The sequence below is a fragment of the Streptomyces liangshanensis genome (genome assembly GCF_011694815.1).
Classification (GTDB): domain Bacteria; phylum Actinomycetota; class Actinomycetes; order Streptomycetales; family Streptomycetaceae; genus Streptomyces; species Streptomyces liangshanensis.
Window position 1 is genome coordinate 5,291,926 of record NZ_CP050177.1, and the last position, 22,494, is coordinate 5,314,419.

The window sequence follows — 22,494 nt, forward strand, 5'->3', positions numbered from 1 at the left end:
AAGTCACGGATGTCCCTGTGACCTGCTGCATTTGATCAAACGGGTACTGCCTTCCCGATTTGTTTTACTACTCCTTGAATCTCTGGAACATTTGAGATCAGAGACGTCGGCCGACGCGCGGCCGCGTTCTTGACTGAGGAGAGCGCATGCAGTACGGAACGAACTTACGCGAGGCCGTCGGGGCGCCCGGGACGACACCCCTCATCGGGATCTACGACATGTATTCGGCCTCCATCGCGGCCCAGCACTACGACGGATTCTTCGTCTCCGGATTCGGTTTCGCCGCCTCGCACTACGGGTTGCCGGACATCGGGTTCATCGCGTGGCCCGACATGGTCGAGTTCACCGAGCGGCTGCGCCTGGCGTTCCCCACCCACCACCTGCTGGTCGACATCGACGACGGGTACGTGGACCCCGAAGTGGCCTGCCACGTGGTGCAACGCCTGGAGCGGGCCGGGGCGTCGGGCGTGATCCTGGAGGACCAGAAGAGACCCCGCAGGTGCGGGCACGCGGACGGGAAGCAGATCCTGCCCCTGGAGGAGTACCTGGAGAAGCTCGACCTCGTGCTGGAGAGCCGCCAGGACCTCCTTGTCGTCGCGCGTACCGACGCCACCGAGGAATCCGAGATCATCCGGCGGGCCGCCGCGCTGGCGGAGACGGACGCGGACGTCGTTCTTGTCGACGGGGTCCGCAGCGTGGAATGGATCAGCCGCATTCGCGAGGTCGTCGGCGGCAAACCGTTGCTGTTCAACCAGATCGCCGGCGGGAAGTCGCCGCGCCTTTCCCTCACGGAACTGACCGACCTCGCCGTCGACGTCGCCATTTACAGCACCCCGTGCCTTTTCGCCGCGCACAGCGCGATCGACAGCGCGCTGCTCGAACTGAAAGCGGCCGACGGCCGGCTCCCGGCGATGGCCCACACCGGCGCCGTCGGGGTGAAAGCCGCGACGGAACTGCTGGAGAAGAACATCAGCAGGCACCACGAGCGCCGCGCGCCGGTCTCGGCCCTGTGAATCCGTTACGATCCCGCGGCGGCCGCCCAGGTCTCCCCGGCGAGCCGGGCGGCGCCCTCACCCTGGCGTCCGCGACCGGACTCCTCGTCATGGCGACCGCGAGCCTGCTGTGCGGCACGGTCGCCGCGCACGCCGCCGACACGGCGCCCCCTCCCGTCGCCCCCCAGTCCCTCGCCGAGGCCGACGGCGACGACGACGATGACGAGTCGGAGGACCGGGCGCGGCCCGGCCAGACCATCGGGCTGCTGGTGGTCGACAACTCGTCCCGGGACTCGATCCTTGAAGTCGACCGGACCTTCAACACGCTGTTCCGCAGCAAGGGCACGGCGGGCAGCGACCACGACGGGGGCGGCGGCGCCATCGACGTACAGTCCCAGGAGGAGCCCGGTCCCGGCACGGCCGCGGTCGGGCATCCACCCTGGCAGGGCGAGGGCAGTGAGTGAGATGACGTCGCCGGCCCCGCGCCCCGAACCCCCGGCCGCGCGCCCCGAACCCTCGCCCCCGGGCGCCTCCCGGCCGCGCCGCCTGCCGAAGCTGGTCGACCCGTACGTCGCGATGCTCCTCGGTACGGTCGGGCTGGCCGTGCTCCTGCCCGCCACCGGCCGGGGCGCCACGGTCGCGGAGGGCACGGCGGACGTCGCCATCGCCCTGCTGTTCTTCCTGTACGGCGCGCGGCTCTCCACCCGCGAGGTGGTGGACGGTCTGCGGCAGTGGAGGCTCCACCTCACCGTGGGGGCCAGCACCTTCGTGCTCTTCCCGCTCCTCGGGCTGGCGGCGGGCCTCTTCGTCCCCCACCTCCTCGGTGAGCGGCTCTACCTCGGCCTGCTCTTCCTCTGTGTGGTCCCCTCGACCATCCAGTCGTCCATCACGCTGACCTCCACCGCGCGGGGCAACGTCCCGGCAGCCGTCTGCGCGGGCACGTACTCCAGCCTGTTCGGGATGATCGCCACCCCGCTGCTGGCCGCCTGGCTCGTCGGCTCCGAGGTCGGATTCTCGCCCCACGGGCTGCTGTCCATCGCCGGCCAACTGCTGCTGCCCTTCCTGGCGGGGCAGTTGGCGCGCCGCTGGATCGGCGCGTTCGTCGGCCGCCACAAGAAGACGCTCGGCGTCCTGGACCGGGGAGTGATCCTCCTCGTGGTCTACACGGCGTTCAGCAGGGGCATGGCCCAGGGCATCTGGCACCAGGTGACCCCTGGCCGGCTGATCGCCCTGTTCTGCCTGACCGCACTCCTGCTGGCCGTGGCCCTCAGCACCACGTCCTTCGCGGCGCGGCGGCTGGGATTCGGCCGGGAGGACCGTGTCACCGTCGTGTTCTGCGGCTCCAACAAGAGCCTCGCGACGGGACTGCCCATGGCGGCGGTGCTGTTCGGGGGATCGGCCGGGCTCGTGATCCTGCCCCTGATGCTCTACCACCAACTCCAGCTCGCGGTCTGCTCGGTGATCGCGAACCGCTGGTCCCGCGTGCCCCCACTCTCACCCGCCCCCGGCTTTCCCTGCGGGGAGGATCTGCGACGAGTCAAGGACTCTTTTACGTGAAAGTTCACACAGATGGCACATAAGGGGTGTACTGGTTGAATTAGCAACATATACCGCTCTCGAACGGATATGCCCCATGGCAACTCTGACCCGGCCCCCAGCGCCAGGACCGCTGGGATCCACGCGGACTCCGCATCCCTCGTCCCCAGGGCTGCGCAGACTCCACGGCGCCGCCGTCGTGCGGATCGGCTTCGGCCTCCTCTGGGCCGCCGACGCCACGTTCAAGTGGCTGCCCGGCTTCATTCACGGGCAGACCATCGGCGCGGACCTGGGCGCGGCCGCGACCGTGCACACGCCCGTCATCCATCAGTGGCTCGACTTCTGGAACACCGTGGGCTCCGCCCACCCCATGCTGTTCGCCGTCGGCACCGCGATCGTGGAGAGCTTGATCGCGCTCGGTCTGATCTTCGGCGCGTTCAGCAACCTGGTCTTCGTGGGCAGTGCGATCTTCTCCCTCGGGATCTGGTCGTCCGCCGAGGCCTTCGGCCTTCCCTGGAGCCCCGGGACGACCGATCCGGGCACGTCGATCGGCTATGTCTTCGCGTCGCTGGCGCTCTTCTACGCGGTCGCCGGCGCCACGTGGAGTCTCGATTCCCGAATCCGGCCGAAGCTCGGCCGCCTCCGCCGGCTCAGCAGCCGGGTCCCCGAGGCCGCCGAGCCGACAGGCATCGACGCCTGACCGTGCCCCGAAGGACCCGCGCGAAAGGCGGGTCCTTCGGGGTGAACGGCCGGGGCGGGCTCAGAACAGCGAGTACAGCAGCTTGTTCGGCGAGCCCGTGCGCGGATCGATGACCTTGTTGTTCGTCGCGCCGGCCACCAGCGCGTCCCTGACCTGCTGCGGGGTCGCCGTCGGGTGCGTCGCCAGGTACAGCGCGCCCACGCCCGCGGTGTGCGGGGTGGCCATCGAGGTGCCGGAGATCGTGTTCGTGGCGGTGTCGCTCGTCCGCCAGGCCGACGTGATGCTCACGCCCGGTGCGAACAGGTCGAGGCACGTACCGAAGTTGGAGAACGACGCCCGGCGGTCGGCGCTGTCCGTCGCTCCCACGGTGATCGCCTCCGCGACCCGCGCGGGCGAGTAGTTGCAGGCGTTCTGCGGAGTGCCGAAGGCGTTGCCGTTGCCCGCGGCGATCGCGTACGTGATGCCGCTGGCGATCGACCTTCGCACCGCGTTGTCGAGGACGGTGTCCGCGCCGCCGCCCAGGCTCATGTTGGCGATGGCGGGCTTCACGGCGTTGGCCGTCACCCAGTCGATGCCGGCGGCGACCCCGGCCGTCGTACCGGACCCCTGGCAGTTCAGGACCCGTACGGCGATGAGCTTGACGCCCTTCGCGACCCCGTACGTACCGCCGCCGACCGTTCCCGCGACGTGCGTGCCGTGGCCCTGGCAGTCCTGGCCGTTCTGACCGCCGCCGACGGTGTCCGTACCGACCGACGCCCGGCCGCCGAACTCGCTGTGCGAGGTCCGGATCCCGGTGTCGATGATGTACGCGTTCACGTTCGACGCCGTCGTGTTGTACGTGTACGAGGCCGACAGCGGCAGGTCACGCTGGTCGACGCGGTCGAGGCCCCAGGTCGGGTTCGCCTGCGTGGCGTTGAGCTGGACGGTCGCGTTCTGCTCGACGTACGACACACGCGGGTCGGCGGCCAGCTTCCGCGCCGAGGCCGTGGACATCGTCGTGGAGAAACCCTTGAGCGCCGTGCGGTAGACGTGCTGGGGGGTGGCGCCGAGATCCGCAGCGCTGGTGGAACCGTCCTTGAGGACCACGATCCAGCTGTTCTGGACCGCCGTCCCGGCGGCGGCGAGACGGACCTCGCCGGTGGGCGCGCTCTGGGCGGCGGGGGCCGCGGCGAACTGGAGGCCGGCGGCGAGGGCGATCACGGGGATCAGCGCGCCGAAGCGGCGGACAGAGGAGGGCATTGTCGTGCACCTGACCTTTCGTTGTCCGGATTGCGGGCAAGTACGGGGTGCGGGGTGCGGGATACGTGGTGCGGGATACGTGCTGCGCGGGCCTGGGGCGCCGCAAGGTGCGTGACGTACGGGGTGGGGATGCGCGCCAGCGTCTCGCGCGGCCGGGGGGCGCACAAGACGCGAATATCGGCCGCCGTTTGCGCGCCATCACTACTACGGCTGCTGTACGGCGGCGCCGTGACGTAATACCAAAGGAGGTCATCCGGCTCAGACCGGCGTCAGCGGCGGATTCCCCAAGGCGCGCTTAGGGTTCCTGTATGGAGACCCCACCCCCACGTCGCGGGCCCCGGCCGCGTGCACGCTGGCTCGCGGGCGCGGCCGCCGTCCTGGTGCTGGTAGGCGCCGGCACCTGGACCGCCGTCGCGTCCGGCGAAGAGCCCACCGTGCGCCGGCAAGACCAGATCATGCAGATGCCCGGCGCCACCATCGACACCTCGTACTTCACCAGCGGCACCGGGCGCAGACCCGCCGTGCTGATCGGGCACGGCTTCGGCGGCGACAAGGACGACGTACGGGCGCAGGCGGAGAGCCTGGCCCGCAACGGTTTCGCCGTCCTGACCTGGTCGGCGCGCGGCTTCGGGAAGTCCACCGGCAAGATCGGGCTCAACGACCCCGACCGTGAGGTCAAGGACGTGTCCCGGATGATCGACTGGCTGGCGAAGCGGCCGGAGGTGGAGCTCGACAAGGCGGGCGACCCCCGGGTCGGGATGACCGGGCAGTCGTACGGCGGCGCGGTCTCGCTGCTCGCCGCGGGCCACGACAAGCGGGTCGACGCGATCGCCCCCCAGATCACCTACTGGAACCTCGCCGACGCCCTCTTCCCCGACGGGGTCTTCAAGAAGCTCTGGGCCGGCATCTTCTTCTCCGCGGGCGGCGGTGGCTGCGCCTCCTACGAGAAGCAACTCTGCGACATGTACGAGCGGGTCGCCGTCTCCGGCACCCCGGACGCCGCCGCCCGTACCCTGCTCGAACAGCGCAGCCCCTCCGCCGTCGGCGACCGCATCGACGTACCCGCGCTGATCGTCCAGGGACAGAGCGACTCGCTCTTCCCCCTCGGCCAGGCCGACGCGATGGCGAAGGCCATCAGCGCCAACGGCGCGCCGGTCGACGTCGACTGGAAGCAGGGCGGCCACGACGGCGGCGACCCCGAGACCGGACGCGTCCAGAGCCGGATCACGTCGTGGTTCGACCGCTACCTCAAGGACGACAAGGGCGCCGACACCGGACCCGCGTTCCGCGTCACCCGGACCGGCGGCGTCGATTCCACCGACGGCGTGGCCGTGTTGCGCGGCGCGAGCAGCACCCGCTACCCAGGCCTGGAGAGCGGCGGCACCGACGTGCCGCTGCGCGGCCGCGCCCAGACCTTCCACAACCCGCCGGGGGCCAGCCCGCCCGCCATCTCCACCGTCCCCGGTCTCGGCGGCGGACTCTCCCAACTGTCCTCGTTCGGCCTCGGGTTCTCCCTCGACTTCCCCGGTCAGTACGCGAGCTTCGACTCCCGGCCGCTCGGCGAGGCGCTGCGGATCACCGGCTCCCCGACCGTCCGGGTCACCGTCACCTCCGACACCGGGGATGCCGTGCTCTTCGGCAAGGTCTACGACGTCGGCCCCGACGGCAGACAGCAGGTCCTGCCCTCCCAACTCGTCGCACCTGTCAGGGTCGAGGGCGCCCGCCAGGGCAAGGCCGTCGAGCTGACCATGCCCGCCGTCGACCACGAGGTCGACGCCGGCCACCGGCTCCGGGTCGTCGTCGCCGCCACCGACCTCGGCTTCGCCTCCCCGGTCGCCCCCGCCACCTACCGGGTCTCCGTGGACAGCCCGCTGACCGTCCCGACCGTGCCCGGCCTCATCACCGCCGCCGCCGGGACGCCCTGGTGGGTCTGGGGATTCCCGGTCATCGGCCTCCTCGTCGCCGCCGGCCTCCTCCTCACGGCCAGGCGCCGCACCGACGCGCCCGCGCCCGACCCGGCACTCGCCGCCGTGCCCCTCCTGATCACCGGCCTGACCAAGCGCTACGCCAAGTCCGCCGACCGCTACGCCGTCCGTGACCTCTCCTTCCAGGTCGAGAAGGGCCAGGTGCTCGGCCTGCTGGGCCCCAACGGCGCCGGCAAGACCACCACCCTGCGCATGCTGATGGGGCTCATCGCCCCGGACGCCGGTGAGATCCGGGTGTTCGGCCACGCGATCCGGCCGGGCGCGCCGGTGCTCTCGCGGGTCGGCTCGTTCGTCGAGGGCGCGGGCTTCCTCCCGCACCTGTCGGGACGCGAGAACCTGGAGCTGTACTGGCGGGCGACCGGCCGCCCCGTCGAGGACTCCCACATCGAGGAGGCCCTGAAGATCGCCGGGCTGGGGGACGCGCTCTCCCGGGCCGTACGCACCTACTCGCAGGGCATGCGCCAGCGGCTCGCCATCGCGCAGGCCATGCTCGGTATGCCGGACCTCCTGATCCTGGACGAGCCGACCAACGGCCTCGACCCGCCCCAGATCCGCGAGATGAGGGACGTCATGATCAGGTACGCGGCCGGCGGCCGGACGGTCATCGTCTCCAGTCACCTCCTCTCCGAGGTCGAACAGTCCTGCACCCATCTCGTGGTCATGCACCAGGGCCGGCTGGTCCAGGCCGGTCCGGTCGCCGAGATCACCGGCTCCGGTGACACGCTGCTCGTCACGACCGCCGAGCCGGTGTCAGAAACCGTCCTGGAGAGGATCACCGCGATGCCGGGGGTCGCCTCCGCCGTCCTGACGGACAACGGCCTCCTGGTCGCCCTCGGCGGAACGCTGTCGACGGGCGCGCTCGTCACCGAACTGGTCCGGCTCGACGTGTCGCTGACGAGCGTCGGACCGCACCGCCGCCTCGAGGACGCGTTCCTCACCCTGATCTCCGGAGGCACCGCATGAGCGCGCTGACCGAACCGGCCACCGGAACCGCCGGGCCCGTCGGCCCCGCGGGGGAGCCGGCCACCGAATCGGCCCCCGGCTACCGCTCCCGCCACACCCTGCCGTTCCGCGTCGAGGCACTGCGCCAGCTCAAGCGGCGGCGCACGCTGGTGATGGGCGCCATCCTCGGCCTCCTTCCCTTCGTCCTCGTCGTCGCCTTCGCCGTCGGTGGCACCGCCGCCGACAACAACAGCGGGGAGGTCGACGACCACCTCAACCTGATGGACACCGCGACCGCCTCGGGCGCCAACTTCGCCGCGACCTGCCTCTTCGTCTCGGCGAGCTTCCTGCTCGTGGTGCCCGTCGCGCTCTTCCACGGCGACACCGTCGCCTCCGAGGCCAGCTGGTCCTCGCTGCGCTACCTGCTCGCCGCGCCCGTGCCGCGGGCCCGGCTGCTCTGGAGCAAGCTGGTGGTCGCGCTGGCGATGAGCGCGGCGGCGATGGTTCTGCTCCCGCTGGTCGGCCTGGCCGTGGGCACGGTGGCCTACGGGTGGGGGTCGTTGAAGCTGCCGGCCGGCGGCTCCCTGGCCGCGGCCGACACCGCGCCCAGGCTGGCGCTGGTGGTCGTGTTCATCTTCGTCTCCCAACTGGTCACGGCGGCGCTCGCCTTCTGGTTGTCGACCAAGACCGACGCCCCGCTGGGCGCGGTCGGCGGTGCGGTGGGGCTCACGATCATCGGCAACGTGCTGGACGCCGTGACCGCGCTCGGGTCGTGGCGGGAGTTCCTCCCCGCGCACTGGCAGTTCGCCTGGGCCGACGCGCTCCAGCCGCAACTGGAGTGGGGCGGCATGCTCAAGGGCACGGTGATCTCGGTGACGTACGCCGTCGTGCTGTTCGCCCTCGCCTTCCGGGGCTTCTCCCGCAAGGACATCGTGTCCTAGATCCACCCACGACGAGCCGCTTCCGCGCCCGCCCGGAAGCGGCTCGTCGTGCCGAGGGCGGTGAGCAGGTCGCACACCCGCCGGCTGTACGTGCGCCCCGACATGCCCAGGCGCGTCGCCGCCGCCTCGTCCGTGAGGCCCGCGAGCAGCGCCTCCAGCACCGGTCGCAACGACTCCGGCAGCAGGCCCGGCGCCGACATCGAGAGCGTGTCGGCGGGCAGCTCCTCACCCGTCTCCCACCACAACTGGTGCGTACGGACCAGGGCCTGGACGATCACGGGGTCACGGATCAGCAGCACACCGTTGTAGTGGAGCTGGAGATCCAGGGGGACGGCGGCGACCGCGCGGTCCACCAGGACCATCTTGAACGGGATCGAGTCCGTCTGCCTGGCCCGGCCCGGCAGCGGCCACGGCGCCGGTATCGGCAGCCCCGCCAGGCCCTGCCTCGGCACGATCCGCCGGACCGTCACGGCGGGACCCCGCGCCGGGGCACGGCCCCCGGAGCCGCCCCCCGCGCCCGGCACGTCACCCCGCGGCAGCCGCTCACCCGCCGCCCGCACGCACGAGTCCGCGAACTCGAGGAACTGCTCCGGGATGCCCTGCCCCAGGCAGCTCCCCGGATCGTCGAAGATCAGGAACTCCCGGCGGGCCGAGCGCACCAACGCCGTGAGCGCGGCCGTCACTTCCCGTATGCCCCGGATCGCCCGGCCCGGCGTCCTGAGCGGATCCATCCCTGCGGACATGGCTGCCACGCCCATCACGCCCGTCTTGCCCGCCTGCGTGATGCTCCTCGTCACGACGCCCTTCGACAGTGACAGCGCGGACCGACTGAGAACCGCGCCTGAAACCTCCGCCACGGCTGACCACCCCCGCATCCCCTCGGAGCCGTACGCCACTCCATGTACGCACATGATTGCGCTCCGTGACAAGTGCCAGTTCAGAGAGTGGCGACTCCATGCCAGTGGCATGCTCGCGTCTTCGAAAAGTGCTCAAGAACCGCACCGGCGTGACCACGTACTGCGACATGATGGTCGCCATGGCCACCTTGCTGCTCGCCCTGTCCGCGATATCCACCGGTCTGTTCGCGGGTTACTTCCTGATCTTTCAGACCGGCATCATGCCCGCCCTGGGCCAGTTGACGGATGAGCAGTTCGTCCCCGCCATGCGCCGGGTGAACCAGTACGTGCCGCGCCCGGTGTTCCTGCTGACCTTCTTTGCCATCGTGGGCTTCCCGGCGGCCGCGCTCGCCGTCCCCGTCGACGGCCGCTCGGACAACCAGAAGTGGCTGCTCGTGGCCGGACTCGTGTGCGCGGTGATCAACCACCTGGTGACCATCGGCGGCAACGTCCCGCTCAACAACGCCCTGGAGTCGTCCCCGGCGCCGGCCCGCGCGGCCCGCCTCGCCTTCGAGGGCCGCTGGAACGCGTTCCACCGCGTCCGCACGCTGTTCTCCGTGGCGGCCTTCGTCCTGGTGGTCAGCGCGACGCTCTCCTGACGCGCCCGTATCCCAGGACCCCGCCGCCGTACCCGTACCCCCGCACCCCGTACAGCAGAGTCCGCTGACCGGCCCCCCGTGGCGTCGGTCAGCGGACTCCGATGGTTCACGCCGAGGCGCGGTTCATGGGGAGGGTGGCACGCGCTCACTATGCGGGCTGAGACTATCCACTCGCAACTGATCGCTCTGATAATTTCAGAATGCGTCCTACCGCACTGGTTCGTGCCCCGGCCAGCTGTCAGAATCGCCGCAATGAGTCGGCGTCAGGAGGCGGCACGTGAGTGACTCCCGTACGGGAACCGCTCCCACGGTCCTGCGTATGGTTCTCGGTAAGCGACTCGGTGCTCTGCGTGAGAAAGCGCGGGTGACCCGCGAGACGGCGGCCGGAATCCTGGACGTGACCCCCCTCACCGTCCGGCGCATGGAAAATTCCGAAGTAGGCCTCAAACTCCCCTATGTCCGGCTGCTCCTGGCCGCGTACGGTGTCGCGGACGCCGAGGCCGAGGAATTCGTCGAGCTGGTGAAGGCGGCCAACAAGCCCGGCTGGTGGCACCGTTACCGCGACGCCCTGCCGAGCTGGTTCAGCGCCTACGTCAGCCTGGAGGACGAGGCCCGTCTGATCAGGACGTACGAACCGCACTACGTACCAGGGCTGTTGCAGACGGAGGACTACGCCCGCGCCGTGCTGCGGGCCGGCGCGCCCCGCAATCCCGCCGAGCTCGAACGGCGCGTGGCGCTGCGCGCCAAACGCCAGCAGTTGCTCACCAAACCCGACGCGCCGATTCTCTGGATCCTCATGGAGGAAGCGGTGTTGCGCCGGCCCGTCGGCGGAGTGGACGTCATGCGCGGGCAGATCGACCGGCTGATCGAGGTGGTCGCCCGGCCCAATGTGACACTCCAGATCATGCCGTTCTCGATCGGTCCGCATCTGGGCGCGTTCGGACCGTTCCATCTCTTCCGGTTCGATCTCGTCGACCTGCCGGACATCGTCTACACCGAGAATCTCACCGGCGCGGTCTATATGGACCAGCGCCCCGATGTCGCCGCCTATCTGGAGGTTCTGGACAACATGTCGGTCCGGGCCTCGGGGGTGGACGGAACAAGAGACTTTCTCCAAGGAATACGCAAGGAGTTCTGATGATCCGGGACATATTCAACGGGATGCCGGCCGACGCCCTCGGGACCGAGGGCTGGGAGCGGCCCTGGAGCGGTCCCAACGGCGGCAGTTGTGTGGAGGCCAAGCGGGTGGACGGCGGGCGCGTCGCGGTCCGCCAGTCCTCGGACCCCTCGGGTCCCGCGCTGATCTGCACGGTGGCCGCCATGGCGGGCTTCGTCGAAGGGGCGAAGAACGGCCTCGCCGACTTCCTGCTCTGAGCCGACCTCCGAGCCGATCTCTGAGCAGATCCTTGAGCCGATCTCTCAGCCGACACCCCGGCCAGGGCCGCCGCCCGAGAAACGGATGGATCCATGACGGACCTCGACCCGCCCCCGGCCGGTGACTTCGACGGCGCGGCGGACCTCGACACCGCACGCCCGCACGCCGCCCGTATGTACGACTACTTCCTCCGCGGCAAGGACTACTACGAGGTCGACCGCCTGGCCGCCGCCCGCGTGGAGGCCATCGCCCCCGGCGCCAGGACGGCCGCCACGATCAACCGGCTGTTCATGCACCGGGCGACCCGCTGGCTGGCCGGCGAGGCGGGCGTCCGCCAGTTCCTGGACATCGGTACGGGCATCCCCGCCAGCCCCAACCTCCACCAGGTCGCCCAGGAGACCGCCCCGGACGCGCGCGTCGTCTACGTCGACAACGACCCGGTCGTCCTGCGGCACGCCGAGGCCCTGATGCACAGCACCCCCGAGGGCCGCACGGCCTTCGTCCACGCCGACTTCCGGGATCCGCGGAGCATCATCGAGTCGGCCCCGCTGCGCCGCACCCTGGACCTGAGCCGCCCGGTCGCGCTGTCGCTGAACGCGCTGCTCCACTTCGTCCCCGACACGGACCGGCCGTACGACGCCGTACGGTTCCTGCTCGACGCGCTGCCCTCCGGCAGCTACCTCGGACTCTCGCACTGCACCCCGGACTTCGACCCGGAGCGGTGGGTGGAGATCCTCGACGTCTACCACAGCAACGGCATCCCCGGGCAGGTCCGCTCCCGTGACGAGATCCTCCGCTTCTTCGACGGCCTCGACCTCGTCGAACCGGGCGTGGAGGTCCCGCACCGCTGGCGTCCGGAGGGCGAGCCTCCGGAAGGTGCCACCGACGGTGCGGTCTCCCTCTACGCGGGCCTGGCCCGCAAGCCGTAGGCCGGTCGCGGTACGGCCCGGCCGACCCCGCCGCCCTGTCCCGCCCGCTCACCGGCGAGCGCGAGGGGAAGGCGGTGGACCGGTGGGTGGTCGACGTCGAGTTCCGGCCGCCAGGTGGTGAGGATCTGGGCGGACGGTACGAACAGCGGGCTGGGCAGCTCGTCCGTCCCCACCCACCGCCACTCGGCGATCGACTCCGGCTCCGCCGCGAACGGGACCCCTTCGTACGCGGTGACGACGGCCGCCATCGTGACGCGTGTGAGGCCGGCCGTGGTGTCGTGGAGCATCGCGAAGACGGTCACGTCCCGCTCCTGGGCGCCCAGCCCGGTCTCCTCGCGCAGTTCGCGCACGGCCGCCGCGGCGACGGACTCGCCGGGCTCCAACTTGCCGCCCGGCAGCTCCCACGTCCCGCCGCGGTGCAGGCCGAGGAGGATGCGGCCGGTCCGGTTCCGCACGATCACGCCGACGCCGATCGTGGAGTGCGCCCGGGGCGGCGCCGCGGCGCGCGCCCGGCTGGTGACGCGCGGGCGCGGGAGCGCCAGGCGCCGGCGTGCGCGGATCAGCCGGCAGAGCACCGGAGCGCCCTGGTCGAGGACGCTGACCGGCACGATCTCGTCCACGATGAAGCCCGCCTCGACGAGGAGGTCCTCCCACAGCTCCTGGGTGAGTTCCCCGGTCCGTACGGTCAGCTCCAGCCGGCCGCCCGGCGGGATCTCGGCGGCCAGGCGCGGGAGCAGCCGCGCCGGGTCGACGGGGTCGGGCGGGCCGCCGGCCGTGTCGACCGAGGTCACGGCGCGATCGCGCGCTGACCCCTCGTGGTCGGTCACTGTCCCCTCGTGATCGCTCATACGAAGAGCCCCCGCTCCAGCCGCTCCAGCGTCCGCGTTCCCCGCGCCGTGACCTCGTCGTCCCCGTGCGCCGGCCCGTACGCCAGGCCGCTCACCGCGTCGAGCGCGGCCAGACACGTCAGCGCCTGGCGCTCGGAGTCGGTGAGGTCGCGCCCGTACCCGTGGAAGAAGGCGTCGCGCAGGTCGGGGCGGTCCTGCCAGGGACCGCAGGCCAGCCGTACGAAGTCCTGCACGGCGGGCGCGTACCGGGACCGCCCGAAGTCGACGACGGCCAGTCGGCCGGATCCCGCGGCCGTCCACAGGGCGTTCCGTTCCCGCGCGTCGCCGTGGATGTGGGCGGGTACGAGCCGGTCGGTCAGCTGGAGGAGATGCTCGGCCGCGCGCCGTACGAGCGCCCGCCGGTGCCCGGTCAGCAGAGCCCCGGCCCGTACGAGATGTGTCTCGACCTCCGTGGTCGCCGTGTGCTCGACGGCCTCCGCCGCGGCCCGGCGGCCCGGGCCCGGCATTCTGTCGCTGCCGTGCAGCCGCCGCAGCAGGGCCCCGAACTGCCGGTGCGCCGACCGGTGCGCGGCCGTGGTGAGGGTGAGCCGGGAGAGCGGGGTGCCCGGTACGGCGGTCAGGAGCAGCGCCAGGTCGCGGGCGTCGCTGGCCACGAGCCGGGGGGCGCCGCCGAAGCCGAGGGCGGGCACGGCCGACTGGTAGCCGAACGTCTCGCACGCGTAGGACGCGGGTGTCGGTGACTGTTTGACGAAGAAGTGCCGGCCTTGTGCGTCCGTGATGTCCCAGACCCGCGAGTCCGCGCGGGGGTGCGAGGCGTCCTGTACGGCTCCGAGGGGGCCGACGGAGCGTTCCGCCCACGCCCGCAGGGGCGGCGGAAGTGTCTTGGCGAGGTTCATGCATCCCTCCCCGGTGTCGGTCGTGATGCCAGGGCCGCGCGGCGGGCGGGGACGTCAACACGACGGGCCGCGGCGAGGGGCGTCGTACCGCCGTTCTCGAACGCGGGATGACCGGGAACAGGGCGGGCGGGAGCGGGGACAGGTCGCATGATTCCTCCGGAGGGCGCGGGGTGATGAGCGGGCGCCCGGACAACGGCCCTGATCAAGGGCCTGTAACGGGGGGCGCCGGGGGAATCATAGAACAAACGTTCGAGTCGGGTCCGGGACCCGTGCGGGGTGGGCGTCAGCGGCTGTGATGGTGCGTTCGAACCACCCGTGAGGTGGGTGGGCACTCTATCGGGGGATTGCGCGGCTGGGTCCGGGTGACGGTACGGGTCCGGCCACGCCCCCGGCGGCCCCGGCGGAGATTGGCCGGATCGCGCGCGCGAGGCGCGGCCTCGCGGGGGCGCGCGGCCCACCCGTACCTCGCCCGTGCCCCGTCCGCGCCCAGCCCGGACCCTGCCGTTTCGTTGACTTTTCGCGGTGAATGATCAGGAGTTTGTGATCGGCCGTACAGAAATTGCACGCACTCATCTTGTCCGTGCGTTGTCATGTCCATATGTTGTCGGCGAGCGGCGGTCCGCCGGGACGCGGGCCGCCGCTCGTACTCCCCGACCGGTACGCCGAGCCGACAGCGAGGAATCCCCCATGGCCATCTCCAGACGCTCCGTCATCGTGTCCGCACTCGCCGGGACCGCCACCGCGGGACTCGGCGGACTGCCGGGCACCCTCACCCAGGCCGCCGCCGCCCCCACCGCCCCGGCCGCCTCCCCGCCCGGCGACGTGGTCGGCAAGGTGACGGTGGGCTACCAGGGCTGGTTCGCCTGCATCGGCGACGGAGCGCCCATCAACAGCTGGTGGCACTACAGCCGGAACGCCGGGCAGCCGCCGTCGCCGAGCAACACCACCCTCGTGTCGTGGCCCGACATGCGGGAGTACACGCGGAGTTACCCGACCGCGTACCCGAACCTCGGCAACGGCCAGCGCGCCACGCTGTTCTCGTCCTGGGACCAGCAGACGGTCGACACGCACTTCCGGTGGATGCGGGAGAACGGCTGCGACACCGCGGCGCTCCAGCGCTTCAACCCGTTCGGCGCCGAGGGCCCCACGCGGGACGGGATGGCCCAGAAGGTACGGCAGTCGGCGGAGGCGTACGGCCGGAAGTTCTACATCATGTACGACGTCACCGACTGGACGAACATGCAGTCGGAGATCAAGCAGGACTGGACGACCAAGATGCGGGCGTACACGGCGTCGAGCGCGTACGCCGTGCAGAACGGCAAGCCCGTCGTCTGCATCTGGGGCTTCGGATTCAACGACCCGGGACGGCCGTTCGCGCCCGCGCCCTGCAAGGACGTCGTCGACTGGTTCAAGGCGCAGGGCTGTTACGTGATCGGCGGGGTGCCCACCCACTGGCGCAACGGCATCAACGACTCACGCCCCGGCTTCCTGGACGTCTACCACTCGTTCGACATGATCTCGCCCTGGATGGTCGGCCGGATCACCAACGTCAGCCAGGCCGACCAGTTCTACCGGGACCTCAACACCCCCGACCAGGCGGACTGCGACGCGCGCGGCATCGACTACCAGCCCTGCGTCATCCCCGGCGACCTCCAGTCGGGGCACCGCGCGCACGGCGAGCTGATGTGGCGTCAGTTCTACAACCTCTGCCGGGTGGGGGTGCAGGGCTTCTACATCTCCATGTTCGACGAGTTCAACGAGGGCAACCAGATCGCGAAGACGACAGAGACGAGCGCGGAGGTGCCCGCGGGGTCCGGCATCCGTGCGCTGAACGAGGACGGGACGGCCTGCTCCGCCGACTACTACCTCCGGCTCACCGCCGACGGCGGGCGCATGCTCAAGGGGCAGTTGGCGCTGACGGCCGTACGGCCCACCGTGCCGTTCCCCGGGGGCGGCGGGCCGACGCAGCCGACCGGTGACCTCGCGCTGAACCGGCCCGCCACGGCCAGCAGCGTCACGCAGAACTACGGCGCGGGCAACGCGGTCGACGGGAACGGTTCGAGCTACTGGGAGAGCGCCAACAACGCCTTCCCGCAATGGATCCAGGTCGACCTGGGGGCGGCGTCGGCCGTCAAGCGTGTGGTGCTCTCGCTGCCGCCGAACCCGGCCTGGGGGAGCCGTACGCAGACCGTGGCCGTACTGGGATCCACCAACGGCTCGGACTTCAGCACCCTTTCGGCCGCCGCGGGCCGCACCTTCGACCCCGCGTCGGGGAACACCACCACGGTGACCCTCGCGACGGCCGCCAACGCCCGTTACGTACGGCTCCAGTTCACCGGGAACACGGGCTGGCCGGCCGGACAGCTGTCGGGCTTCAGCGTGTACGCGTCCTAGGGCGCCCCGGCGGGTCCTTCGATGTGGGGTCCTGTGGCGTGACGTCCTGCGGCGTCGCGTCCTGGGGCGTCGCGTCCTGAGGGGTGCGGTCGCAGGCGCGGAACAGCCGCAGCAGCTCCTGGGCGGGCGGGCTGTCCGCGTCGAAGCCGACGAGGCGCCGGTGCTCCTCGGGCACGGCGGGTCCCCACATCCGGAGGTTGTGGCACTGGAAACAGAAGGCGATCTCGAAGAGCGGGCCGTCCGCGCCGTGCGCCCTGATTCCCCAGCCGGGGAAGAAGCAGCGGTGCATGTCCCGGTCCGGCAGGCCGGCGATCAGCGCCAGGGCCTGCCGGACCTCGTCCGCCGCCCAGACCTCCAGACCGTCGCCGGTCAGGCTGTCGGGCATCGGCGCGCCGCTGAGCCGGACGACCTCGATCAACTCGGTGTGCTCGTGACCCGGTGGCAGATGCATGCCCCCAGGATCCCCCGGCGGCCGCCCCCGGTGCGCCCGGGGATTTCCCCGCGCCCGCCGGGAGCTGCTGTACTTCGGGATGATTGGGGCGAAACGCGGCTGGAGGCATGGAGTGGGACGGTTCGAGATCGCGGGCGCGAGCGCCGACGACATCAGGACGCTCGGCGCGTGGGCGGCCGACGAGGGCTGGAATCCGGGGGACTCCGACGGGCAGGCGTTCTTCCCCGTGGACCCGGAGGGCTTCCTCTTCGGCCGGCTGGACGGCGAGCCCGTGGCCTCGATCTCCGCCGTGCGGTACGGGACGGACTTCGGCTTCGTCGGGTTCTACATCGCCCGCCCCTCCGTACGAGGCCAGGGGTACGGGATCCAGCTGTGGCGCGCGGGCACGGCGCGCCTGGCCGGGCGGAACGTCGGGCTCGACGGGGTGATCGACCAGCAGGACAACTACCGTGCGTCCGGGTTCCGCCGGGCCTGGAACAACATCCGGTACGAGGGGGTGCCGTCGAGCGGGGGCGTCCCGCAGCGTGACGACGTCACGCTGCGGGACGCCCGTACCGTACCGATCGCCCAACTCGCCGCGTACGACCGGCGGTTCTTCCCGGCACCCCGGCCCGGCTTCCTCGCCTCCTGGGTGGGGCTGCCCGACCGGACCGCGCTGGTCGCGGTCCGGGACGGCCGGCTGGACGGCTTCGGCGTCCTGCGCGCCTCCCGGGGCGCCTCCCGCGTCGGCCCCCTCTACGCGGCGTCGCAGGAGGTCGCCGCGGCGCTGGTGAGCGGCTTGGCGGCGGCCTCCCCGGGGTCGCCGGTGGCGATCGACGTCCCCGACGTCAACACGCGATCCGTCGAGCTGATGGAACGACTGGGGCTGCGACCGTCGTTCGAGGCGGCACGGATGTACACCGGCCCCACCCCGGCCGTGGACCTCACCGGCCTGTACGCCGTCACGAGCCTGGAGCTGGGCTGAGGGGGCGGTCCTGCGGCGCTGTCCCAAGGCCGCCGGCTGACGGCCGCCGTCGCGCGGCCGCCGACTTCACGGCCGCGGACGGCCGCAGGCTCATGGCCACAGGAGTTGCTTTGCCCAGACCTTGCCCTGTCGGGCGTACTGGAGGCGGGTGTGGTTGCGTTGTTGGTCGCCCTGCCAGAACTCGACCTGTTCGGCGCGCAGGGAGTACAGCGTCCACTCCGGCGTCACCAGTCCCGGTTCCCGCTCGACGCGTTCCAGGGACGCGGCCGTCGCCGCGTCGCGGGCCGCGAGATCCGTCAACGGGCGGCTCTGGAAGCCGAGCAGTGCCTCCGCCCTGGCCTCGGGGGAGCGGGCGAGGAAGTCGGCGGCACTGCGCTCGGCCGGCTCGGCGGTCACCGGGCCGCGTACCCGTACCTGCCGGGCCAGTTGGGGCCAGTAGAAGGTGAGCGCGGCCCTGCCGTGGGCGGCGAGGTCCCGGCCCTTGGGGCTGGCGGCGTGCACGGCGAACTGCCAGCCGTCCGCGTCCACGTTCTTGAGGATCAACACCCGGGCGTCCGGGTTCCCTTCGGGGTCGACGGTCGAGAGCGTCATCGCGTGCGGTTCGCGCACGCCCACGTCCACGGCCTCGAACAGCCAGTCCACGAAGAGCGGTTCGGGGTCCGAGGGGGCCGTGTGCGGCTCGAAGGAGGGGAGTTCGCCCGCGAACACGTCGAGTGCGCGCAGGGTCTCGCGCAACGACTCGCGGGGAGGGGGCGTGTGGGGGGCGGGGTCGGCTGCGGTGTCGGGGGCGTCGGGGGCGGCCGCCGTGACGAGGGCCAGGGCGAACCCGTCGTACCCCTTGCTTCCCACCGTCTGGATCGCGGTCGCGCTCAACCGGGGCTCGGACGCGACGAGTTCGGTGAAGCGCCGTACCCCCTGGACCTTGGGATCGGGGCTCTCCGGGTCGATCACCTCGCCGGCGCGCACGACGTTGTCCGTGATGATGACGCTGCCGGGCCGGGACAGCGCCAGGGCCCAGGTCAGGTACTCCGGATTGCTGGGCTTGTCGGCGTCGATGAAGATCAGGTCGAACGGCCCGTGTCCGGCCTCCGCCAGCCGGGGCAGCGTCTCCAGCGCCGGACCGGTGATCACCTCGACCGTGCCGGCCAGCCCCGCGCGCTCGATGTTCGCGCGGGCCACGTCGGCGTGGGCCGGGTCGGCCTCCAGGGTGATCAGCTTGCCGCCGGCGGGCAGGGCGCGGGCGAGCCAGATCGTGCTGTACCCGCCGAGTGTGCCGATCTCCAGCACCGTCCGCGCGCCGTGCACGCGGGCCAGCAGGTGCAGCAACTTGCCCTGGACGGGCGCGACATGGATGGCCGGCAGCCCGGCGGCCGTACTGTCCGCGAGTGCCTGGTCGAGGGCGGGGTCGCTGCCCACCAGACGATCACCGAAGTACCGGTCCACATCGGTCCACAGGTTCTGGTCCACGGTGCTCCTTCTTCTCAGCTGTCCGGCTGCCGTACGCCTACTAAGTTCCGCGACTAAACATACTCCCGGGGCGGCCCGGAGCGCCGGATATCATCCAGCCGTGCTTCCTTCCCCCGCCGCCCTGGTCCGTGAATTCCACCAGGCCTTCGGCCTCGACGCCCGTACGACCCCGGCCGAGGTCCCCGCACAACTCGCCGCACACCGGCAGGAGTTGCTGGACGAGGAGGTCGGCGAGGTCGCGGAGGCCTCTCGGGAGGGGGCCCTGGACCATCTCGCCCACGAGCTCGCGGACGTCGTCTACATCGCGTACGGCACCGCCCTGGTCCACGGGATCGACCTCGACGCGGTGATCGCCGAGATCCACCGGGCCAACATGACCAAGCTGGGGCCGGACGGGCGGCCGGTCCTGCGCGCCGACGGGAAGGTGCTCAAGGGGGAGCACTACCGGGCCCCGGACGTGGCGGAGGTGCTGCGCCGGCAGGGCTGGGCGGGCGGGGAGGGGTAGGGGCGCCGCGCCTGGGTGAGGGGTGGCCACTCCCCGGCGGTGGCGCCGCTCCCGCACGGAGGGCGCCTACGGCCGGTCGACGTGCACGTTGGTCGACTTCACCCGGGCCGTGACGGTCACCCCGACCTCGATCCCCAGCTCCTCGACGGCCTCGCGGGTCACCAGCGACACCAGCCGGTGCGGCCCCGACTGGACCTCCACCTGGGCCACGACGTCGTCCAGCACCACCCCGGTCACGATCCCGGCGAAGGAGTTGCGTACGGACGTGGACACCTCACCGGGCACCGGGTGCAGCCCCACGGCCCGGTCCTTCGCGAAACCGGCGAGGCTGACCCCGTCGATCACGCGGTTCCCGGTGCCGTCCCGCTCCATGCGCAACTGACCCCCGTCGGCCCAGCGACGGACGGTCTCCGAACTCACGCCGAGCAGTCCCGCTGCCTGGCCAATGCTGTACGACGGCACGTAGGCACTCTATGCCGGGGCGGAACGGCGCAATTCGCCACTCGCCCCTCCTGCTGCGATGATCGCCCGTGTGCGGCGCGGACAGCAGCGCGGACAACAGCGCGGACGACGGCGCACACCCACAACGGCACGTACGAGGCACGGACAACAGCAGGGAAGCGGGTGCGTGATGTCGGCCGAGCTGATGCGGTTGCGGTGCCGGGGGCACCGGGACATCCGCGCCACCCACACCAAGACCCTCGAATTCACCACCAGCTCCGACATCACCGGCCGCGCGACCTGCGTGATCGGCGTCGGCGCCACGATCGAGGGGCCGGCGCCCGCGCGCCTGGCCGGCCCGCTGCGGATCACCCTGAGCGTCGGCGATCACCGCTTCACCGTCCGGGCGCTGGCCAATTCCGCCTGGCGGCCCGGTTCGGGCGCGGTGGTACGGCTCAGCTCCGAGCGCCTGCCGAACACCCTGGCCACCGACGCCGACCGGGCCTCCGCCGACCTGCCCCGCGAGCTGCTGCACGCGCTCACGGACCCGGACGCCGAGATCACGATCGTCGTCGCGCGGGATACCGAGGCCGCCGACGGCCGGCTGGTCCTCTACCGCGCGGGCGACGAGCGGGACGACCGCCTCGCGGCGGAGATCGCGGCGGCGGACACGGTGATCGCGGAGGACGCGGGGGCCGGCCAGGTCATCACCGCACTGGGGGCGGACGCGGACCCCTGGGACTCGGTCCTGCCGTCCGTCGCGGCGGGCGGGCGGGTCCTGGCCGTGTCGACCGAGGACACCAGGAGCGCGCCGGTCGGCAAACTGCTTGCCGCGCGGGATCGCCCGGCGGTCGAAGTCATCGGTCTCCCGGCGGAGTTGGCGGTGGCGGCGCTGTCGCCGCACCCGGTGCCGGTTCTCCTCGCCCCCCACGAGCGCAGGCGGCAGATCGGCAAGCTGCTCGGCGCGCACCGGCTGTCGCGGGTGGTGTTCCGGGCCCCGGCCGCCGAACTGCCGAAGATCCTCGACGAGGCGGGGCGGACGCTGGGCGCGCGTACCGCCGCGGTGACCGCCGCGACGGCCGCGGCGGCGGAACGCCCCTGGTGGGGCCCGGTGGCGGAGGCCGCGGCGCGGGTCACCGGCGGCGGGGACGTGCTGTGCTGCGTGGACCCGGCGGAGGAGGTCCCCGAGGGGGCCGAGGACTCGGACGTGGACCTGTCCGCCCTGGTCGGAGCGTTGGCGGCGCAATCGGTCTCTTCGAAGACGCTGGCGCTGGCACTGGCGACGCTGCCGACGTGGTCGAGGAAGCGGGCGTACGACTTCGTACTGGAGGCGGCGAAGGCGCGGCAGCCCGCCGGGCCCGACCGGCCGGACTCGCGGGCGACAAAAGGCTGAGCCCGGCCCCCGACCGACCGGGTGGGCTGCCGCTCAGACCCCCGGCGCGGGCGCGGCAGCCCCGTCCCCGTGCCCATCCTCGGGCTCAGCGGCAGGGTCAGGCTCCCGTGTCGGATTGACGACACCGGTCAGGGCGAGGACGTCGAGCTGCGCCCGTGTCGAGTTCAGCCGCCGCGTCCACGACGTCGAGAGCGCGGCGATCTCCTCGGCGTCCAGGTACTTCGCCTCGTCCAGCCGCCACCCGGCCGCCGCCAGCAGCGGGCCGAGCTCCTTGACCGCGGACTCGGGGGTCGGCTCCGGGTGGTCGCCCACCTCGGGTACGGGCGGGCGCCACGCGTGCAGGTTCAGCGTGGTCAGGAAGCGCGCGTCCGGCTCGCAGACCGCCGCCAGCCCCCGCAGCATCGACGGGTCGGAACCGAGCATCCCGCGCAGCAGGCTGCCCCAGGGCATCAGCATGTGCAGCTCGGTGACGCCCCGCAGCCCGGCGGGCAGCTGCTCGGCGGGCGACCACAGGTAGAGCAGGTTGGCCAGCCCGCCCTTGGCGGGGTTCGCGGCCGCCTTCGCCGCGGTCTTGCGGAGGTTGTCCTTGGCGGCGTCCAGGCCGATGACCAGCTGGTCGGGCCGCTGCCGGGCCAAGTGGAACGGGTGCTTCCCGTCGCCCGTACCGACGTCCAGGACCACGCCCTCGTGGCGGGCGAGAAGATCGTCGAAGGCGCCTTCGCCGATCTCCACGATGCGCTTCCCCAGCACGCGACGCATGGCCATGAACAGACGCTCCAGTGGTACTGGGGCGTCGCTCCTGGTCAAGCCCCCGGGGCGTCGAGTCTAGCCGGACGGGAAATCGGGGCGGGCGGGAGAGAAAGCGGGCCGACAAGCGTTCCGTACACGTGGGGCCTGTACGTACGAGCCGGTACGTACGGGCCGATACGTACGGCGCTGTACGTGCGCGACCTGGTGCGCGCCGGGTCCGGTACGTACCGGACCTGCCCGCACGCGCTCCG

At 71.7% G+C, this 22,494-nt stretch carries 22 protein-coding genes and 1 pseudogene; 14 read left to right on the forward strand and 9 right to left on the reverse strand.

The window, feature by feature from the left end; genetic code table 11:
- Positions 1 to 146: 146 nt before the first annotated feature.
- The 4 genes from HA039_RS22945 (at position 147) to HA039_RS22960 (ending at position 3,228) form a co-directional block, all read left to right on the forward strand.
- Entirely contained in the window at positions 147 to 1,013 is an 867-nt protein-coding gene (locus HA039_RS22945) for an isocitrate lyase/PEP mutase family protein (RefSeq protein WP_167032943.1), read from the forward strand.
- 89 nt (positions 1,014 to 1,102) lie between these two features.
- The gene (locus tag HA039_RS22950) at positions 1,103 to 1,456 is read left to right on the forward strand and encodes a hypothetical protein (protein ID WP_167021947.1); all 354 of its coding nucleotides are present in this window, start codon (positions 1,103 to 1,105) and stop codon (positions 1,454 to 1,456) included.
- A 112-nt stretch (positions 1,457 to 1,568) separates the two neighbouring features.
- Complete coding sequence (locus tag HA039_RS22955) at positions 1,569 to 2,549, forward strand: bile acid:sodium symporter family protein (protein WP_243870234.1); 981 nt, start codon at positions 1,569 to 1,571, stop codon at positions 2,547 to 2,549.
- Positions 2,550 to 2,625: 76 nt separating this feature from the next.
- Entirely contained in the window at positions 2,626 to 3,228 is a 603-nt protein-coding gene (locus tag HA039_RS22960) for a hypothetical protein (protein ID WP_167032945.1), read from the forward strand.
- A 60-nt stretch (positions 3,229 to 3,288) separates the two neighbouring features.
- On the opposite strand, the gene HA039_RS22965 is transcribed toward HA039_RS22960, so the two are convergent.
- Positions 3,289 to 4,467, reverse strand: a complete 1,179-nt coding sequence (locus HA039_RS22965) for a S8 family peptidase (protein WP_167032947.1) — start codon at positions 4,465 to 4,467, stop codon at positions 3,289 to 3,291.
- A 308-nt stretch (positions 4,468 to 4,775) separates the two neighbouring features.
- Between HA039_RS22965 and HA039_RS22970 the strand changes: the two genes are divergently transcribed.
- Positions 4,776 to 7,415: an alpha/beta fold hydrolase gene (locus HA039_RS22970; protein WP_167032949.1), complete on the forward strand. Its 2,640-nt coding sequence runs from the start codon at positions 4,776 to 4,778 to the stop codon at positions 7,413 to 7,415.
- Positions 7,412 to 8,335 carry an ABC transporter permease gene (locus HA039_RS22975; protein WP_167032951.1) on the forward strand — a complete coding sequence of 308 codons (924 nt, stop codon included), beginning with the start codon at positions 7,412 to 7,414 and terminating at the stop codon, positions 8,333 to 8,335. The genes HA039_RS22970 and HA039_RS22975 overlap by 4 nt, the downstream gene beginning before the upstream one ends.
- On the opposite strand, the gene HA039_RS22980 is transcribed toward HA039_RS22975, so the two are convergent.
- On the reverse strand, positions 8,332 to 9,132 hold the full coding sequence (locus HA039_RS22980; RefSeq protein WP_243869672.1) for a helix-turn-helix domain-containing protein: 801 nt from the start codon (positions 9,130 to 9,132) through the stop codon (positions 8,332 to 8,334). The two genes, HA039_RS22975 and HA039_RS22980, sit on opposite strands and share 4 nt — an antisense overlap.
- A gap of 188 nt (positions 9,133 to 9,320) precedes the next feature.
- Between HA039_RS22980 and HA039_RS22985 the strand changes: the two genes are divergently transcribed.
- The 4 genes from HA039_RS22985 to HA039_RS23000 all read left to right on the forward strand — a co-directional run bounded on the left by HA039_RS22985 (position 9,321) and on the right by HA039_RS23000 (position 12,134).
- On the forward strand, positions 9,321 to 9,830 hold the full coding sequence (locus tag HA039_RS22985; protein WP_341830034.1) for an anthrone oxygenase family protein: 510 nt from the start codon (positions 9,321 to 9,323) through the stop codon (positions 9,828 to 9,830).
- Positions 9,831 to 10,107: 277 nt separating this feature from the next.
- Positions 10,108 to 10,968: a helix-turn-helix domain-containing protein gene (locus HA039_RS22990; RefSeq protein WP_167032953.1), complete on the forward strand. Its 861-nt coding sequence runs from the start codon at positions 10,108 to 10,110 to the stop codon at positions 10,966 to 10,968.
- On the forward strand, positions 10,968 to 11,204 hold the full coding sequence (locus tag HA039_RS22995; RefSeq protein ID WP_167032955.1) for a DUF397 domain-containing protein: 237 nt from the start codon (positions 10,968 to 10,970) through the stop codon (positions 11,202 to 11,204). The genes HA039_RS22990 and HA039_RS22995 overlap by 1 nt, the downstream gene beginning before the upstream one ends.
- A gap of 93 nt (positions 11,205 to 11,297) precedes the next feature.
- A complete protein-coding gene (locus HA039_RS23000) occupies positions 11,298 to 12,134 on the forward strand; it encodes an SAM-dependent methyltransferase (RefSeq protein WP_167032957.1) in 837 nt (278 codons plus the stop codon).
- Here the strand turns inward: HA039_RS23000 and HA039_RS23005 are convergent.
- Both HA039_RS23005 and HA039_RS23010 read right to left on the reverse strand, forming a co-directional pair.
- Positions 12,107 to 12,925, reverse strand: coding sequence for a nucleotide triphosphate diphosphatase NUDT15 (locus tag HA039_RS23005; RefSeq protein WP_243869674.1), 819 nt, complete (start codon positions 12,923 to 12,925; stop codon positions 12,107 to 12,109). The two genes, HA039_RS23000 and HA039_RS23005, sit on opposite strands and share 28 nt — an antisense overlap.
- 53 nt (positions 12,926 to 12,978) lie before the next feature.
- Positions 12,979 to 13,878, reverse strand: coding sequence for a phosphotransferase enzyme family protein (locus HA039_RS23010; protein WP_167032961.1), 900 nt, complete (start codon positions 13,876 to 13,878; stop codon positions 12,979 to 12,981).
- A gap of 687 nt (positions 13,879 to 14,565) precedes the next feature.
- Between HA039_RS23010 and HA039_RS23015 the strand changes: the two genes are divergently transcribed.
- A complete protein-coding gene (locus HA039_RS23015) occupies positions 14,566 to 16,272 on the forward strand; it encodes a glycoside hydrolase family 99 protein (RefSeq protein WP_167032963.1) in 1,707 nt (568 codons plus the stop codon).
- Here HA039_RS23015 and HA039_RS23020 read toward each other — a convergent pair.
- Complete coding sequence (locus HA039_RS23020) at positions 16,253 to 16,723, reverse strand: hypothetical protein (RefSeq protein ID WP_208298691.1); 471 nt, start codon at positions 16,721 to 16,723, stop codon at positions 16,253 to 16,255. The two genes, HA039_RS23015 and HA039_RS23020, sit on opposite strands and share 20 nt — an antisense overlap.
- A gap of 112 nt (positions 16,724 to 16,835) precedes the next feature.
- Between HA039_RS23020 and HA039_RS23025 the strand changes: the two genes are divergently transcribed.
- Entirely contained in the window at positions 16,836 to 17,687 is an 852-nt protein-coding gene (locus HA039_RS23025; RefSeq protein WP_167032965.1) for a GNAT family N-acetyltransferase, read from the forward strand.
- Between the two features lie 90 nt (positions 17,688 to 17,777).
- On the opposite strand, the gene HA039_RS23030 is transcribed toward HA039_RS23025, so the two are convergent.
- A complete protein-coding gene (locus HA039_RS23030; protein WP_341830063.1) occupies positions 17,778 to 18,395 on the reverse strand; it encodes a pyridoxine/pyridoxamine 5'-phosphate oxidase in 618 nt (205 codons plus the stop codon).
- A gap of 93 nt (positions 18,396 to 18,488) precedes the next feature.
- Positions 18,489 to 19,154 (reverse strand): annotated as a pseudogene (locus HA039_RS23035) (O-methyltransferase); the annotation flags it as partial.
- Positions 19,155 to 19,254: 100 nt separating this feature from the next.
- Here HA039_RS23035 and HA039_RS23040 point away from each other — a divergent pair.
- Positions 19,255 to 19,659 (forward strand): pyrophosphohydrolase domain-containing protein, encoded by a 405-nt coding sequence (locus tag HA039_RS23040; RefSeq protein ID WP_167032967.1) that lies wholly within the window; start codon positions 19,255 to 19,257, stop codon positions 19,657 to 19,659.
- A 66-nt stretch (positions 19,660 to 19,725) separates the two neighbouring features.
- Here the strand turns inward: HA039_RS23040 and HA039_RS23045 are convergent, their stop codons facing one another.
- A complete protein-coding gene (locus HA039_RS23045; RefSeq protein WP_167032969.1) occupies positions 19,726 to 20,121 on the reverse strand; it encodes a TOBE domain-containing protein in 396 nt (131 codons plus the stop codon).
- Between the two features lie 169 nt (positions 20,122 to 20,290).
- Here HA039_RS23045 and HA039_RS23050 point away from each other — a divergent pair, with 169 nt between their 5' ends.
- The gene (locus HA039_RS23050) at positions 20,291 to 21,493 is read left to right on the forward strand and encodes a DUF371 domain-containing protein (RefSeq protein WP_167032971.1); all 1,203 of its coding nucleotides are present in this window, start codon (positions 20,291 to 20,293) and stop codon (positions 21,491 to 21,493) included.
- Between the two features lie 33 nt (positions 21,494 to 21,526).
- Here the strand turns inward: HA039_RS23050 and kamB are convergent, their stop codons facing one another.
- Positions 21,527 to 22,258, reverse strand: coding sequence for a 16S rRNA (adenine(1408)-N(1))-methyltransferase KamB (gene kamB, locus HA039_RS23055; protein WP_167032973.1), 732 nt, complete (start codon positions 22,256 to 22,258; stop codon positions 21,527 to 21,529).
- Positions 22,259 to 22,494 lie beyond the last annotated feature (236 nt).

Excerpts from the sequence above, each read along its gene's own strand:
- HA039_RS22945 (WP_167032943.1), top strand. The coding sequence starts at position 147 with ATGCAGTACGGAACGAACTTACGCGAGGCCGTCGGGGCGCCCGGGACG.
- HA039_RS22950 (WP_167021947.1), top strand. The coding sequence starts at position 1,103 with ATGGCGACCGCGAGCCTGCTGTGCGGCACGGTCGCCGCGCACGCCGCC.
- HA039_RS22955 (WP_243870234.1), top strand. The coding sequence starts at position 1,569 with ATGCTCCTCGGTACGGTCGGGCTGGCCGTGCTCCTGCCCGCCACCGGC.
- HA039_RS22960 (WP_167032945.1), top strand. The coding sequence starts at position 2,626 with ATGGCAACTCTGACCCGGCCCCCAGCGCCAGGACCGCTGGGATCCACG.
- HA039_RS22965 (WP_167032947.1), bottom strand. The coding sequence starts at position 4,467 with ATGCCCTCCTCTGTCCGCCGCTTCGGCGCGCTGATCCCCGTGATCGCC.
- HA039_RS22970 (WP_167032949.1), top strand. The coding sequence starts at position 4,776 with ATGGAGACCCCACCCCCACGTCGCGGGCCCCGGCCGCGTGCACGCTGG.
- HA039_RS22975 (WP_167032951.1), top strand. The coding sequence starts at position 7,412 with ATGAGCGCGCTGACCGAACCGGCCACCGGAACCGCCGGGCCCGTCGGC.
- HA039_RS22995 (WP_167032955.1), top strand. The coding sequence starts at position 10,968 with ATGATCCGGGACATATTCAACGGGATGCCGGCCGACGCCCTCGGGACC.
- HA039_RS23000 (WP_167032957.1), top strand. The coding sequence starts at position 11,298 with ATGACGGACCTCGACCCGCCCCCGGCCGGTGACTTCGACGGCGCGGCG.
- HA039_RS23010 (WP_167032961.1), bottom strand. The coding sequence starts at position 13,878 with ATGAACCTCGCCAAGACACTTCCGCCGCCCCTGCGGGCGTGGGCGGAA.
- HA039_RS23015 (WP_167032963.1), top strand. The coding sequence starts at position 14,566 with ATGGCCATCTCCAGACGCTCCGTCATCGTGTCCGCACTCGCCGGGACC.
- HA039_RS23020 (WP_208298691.1), bottom strand. The coding sequence starts at position 16,723 with ATGCATCTGCCACCGGGTCACGAGCACACCGAGTTGATCGAGGTCGTC.
- HA039_RS23050 (WP_167032971.1), top strand. The coding sequence starts at position 20,291 with ATGTCGGCCGAGCTGATGCGGTTGCGGTGCCGGGGGCACCGGGACATC.
- kamB (WP_167032973.1), bottom strand. The coding sequence starts at position 22,258 with ATGGCCATGCGTCGCGTGCTGGGGAAGCGCATCGTGGAGATCGGCGAA.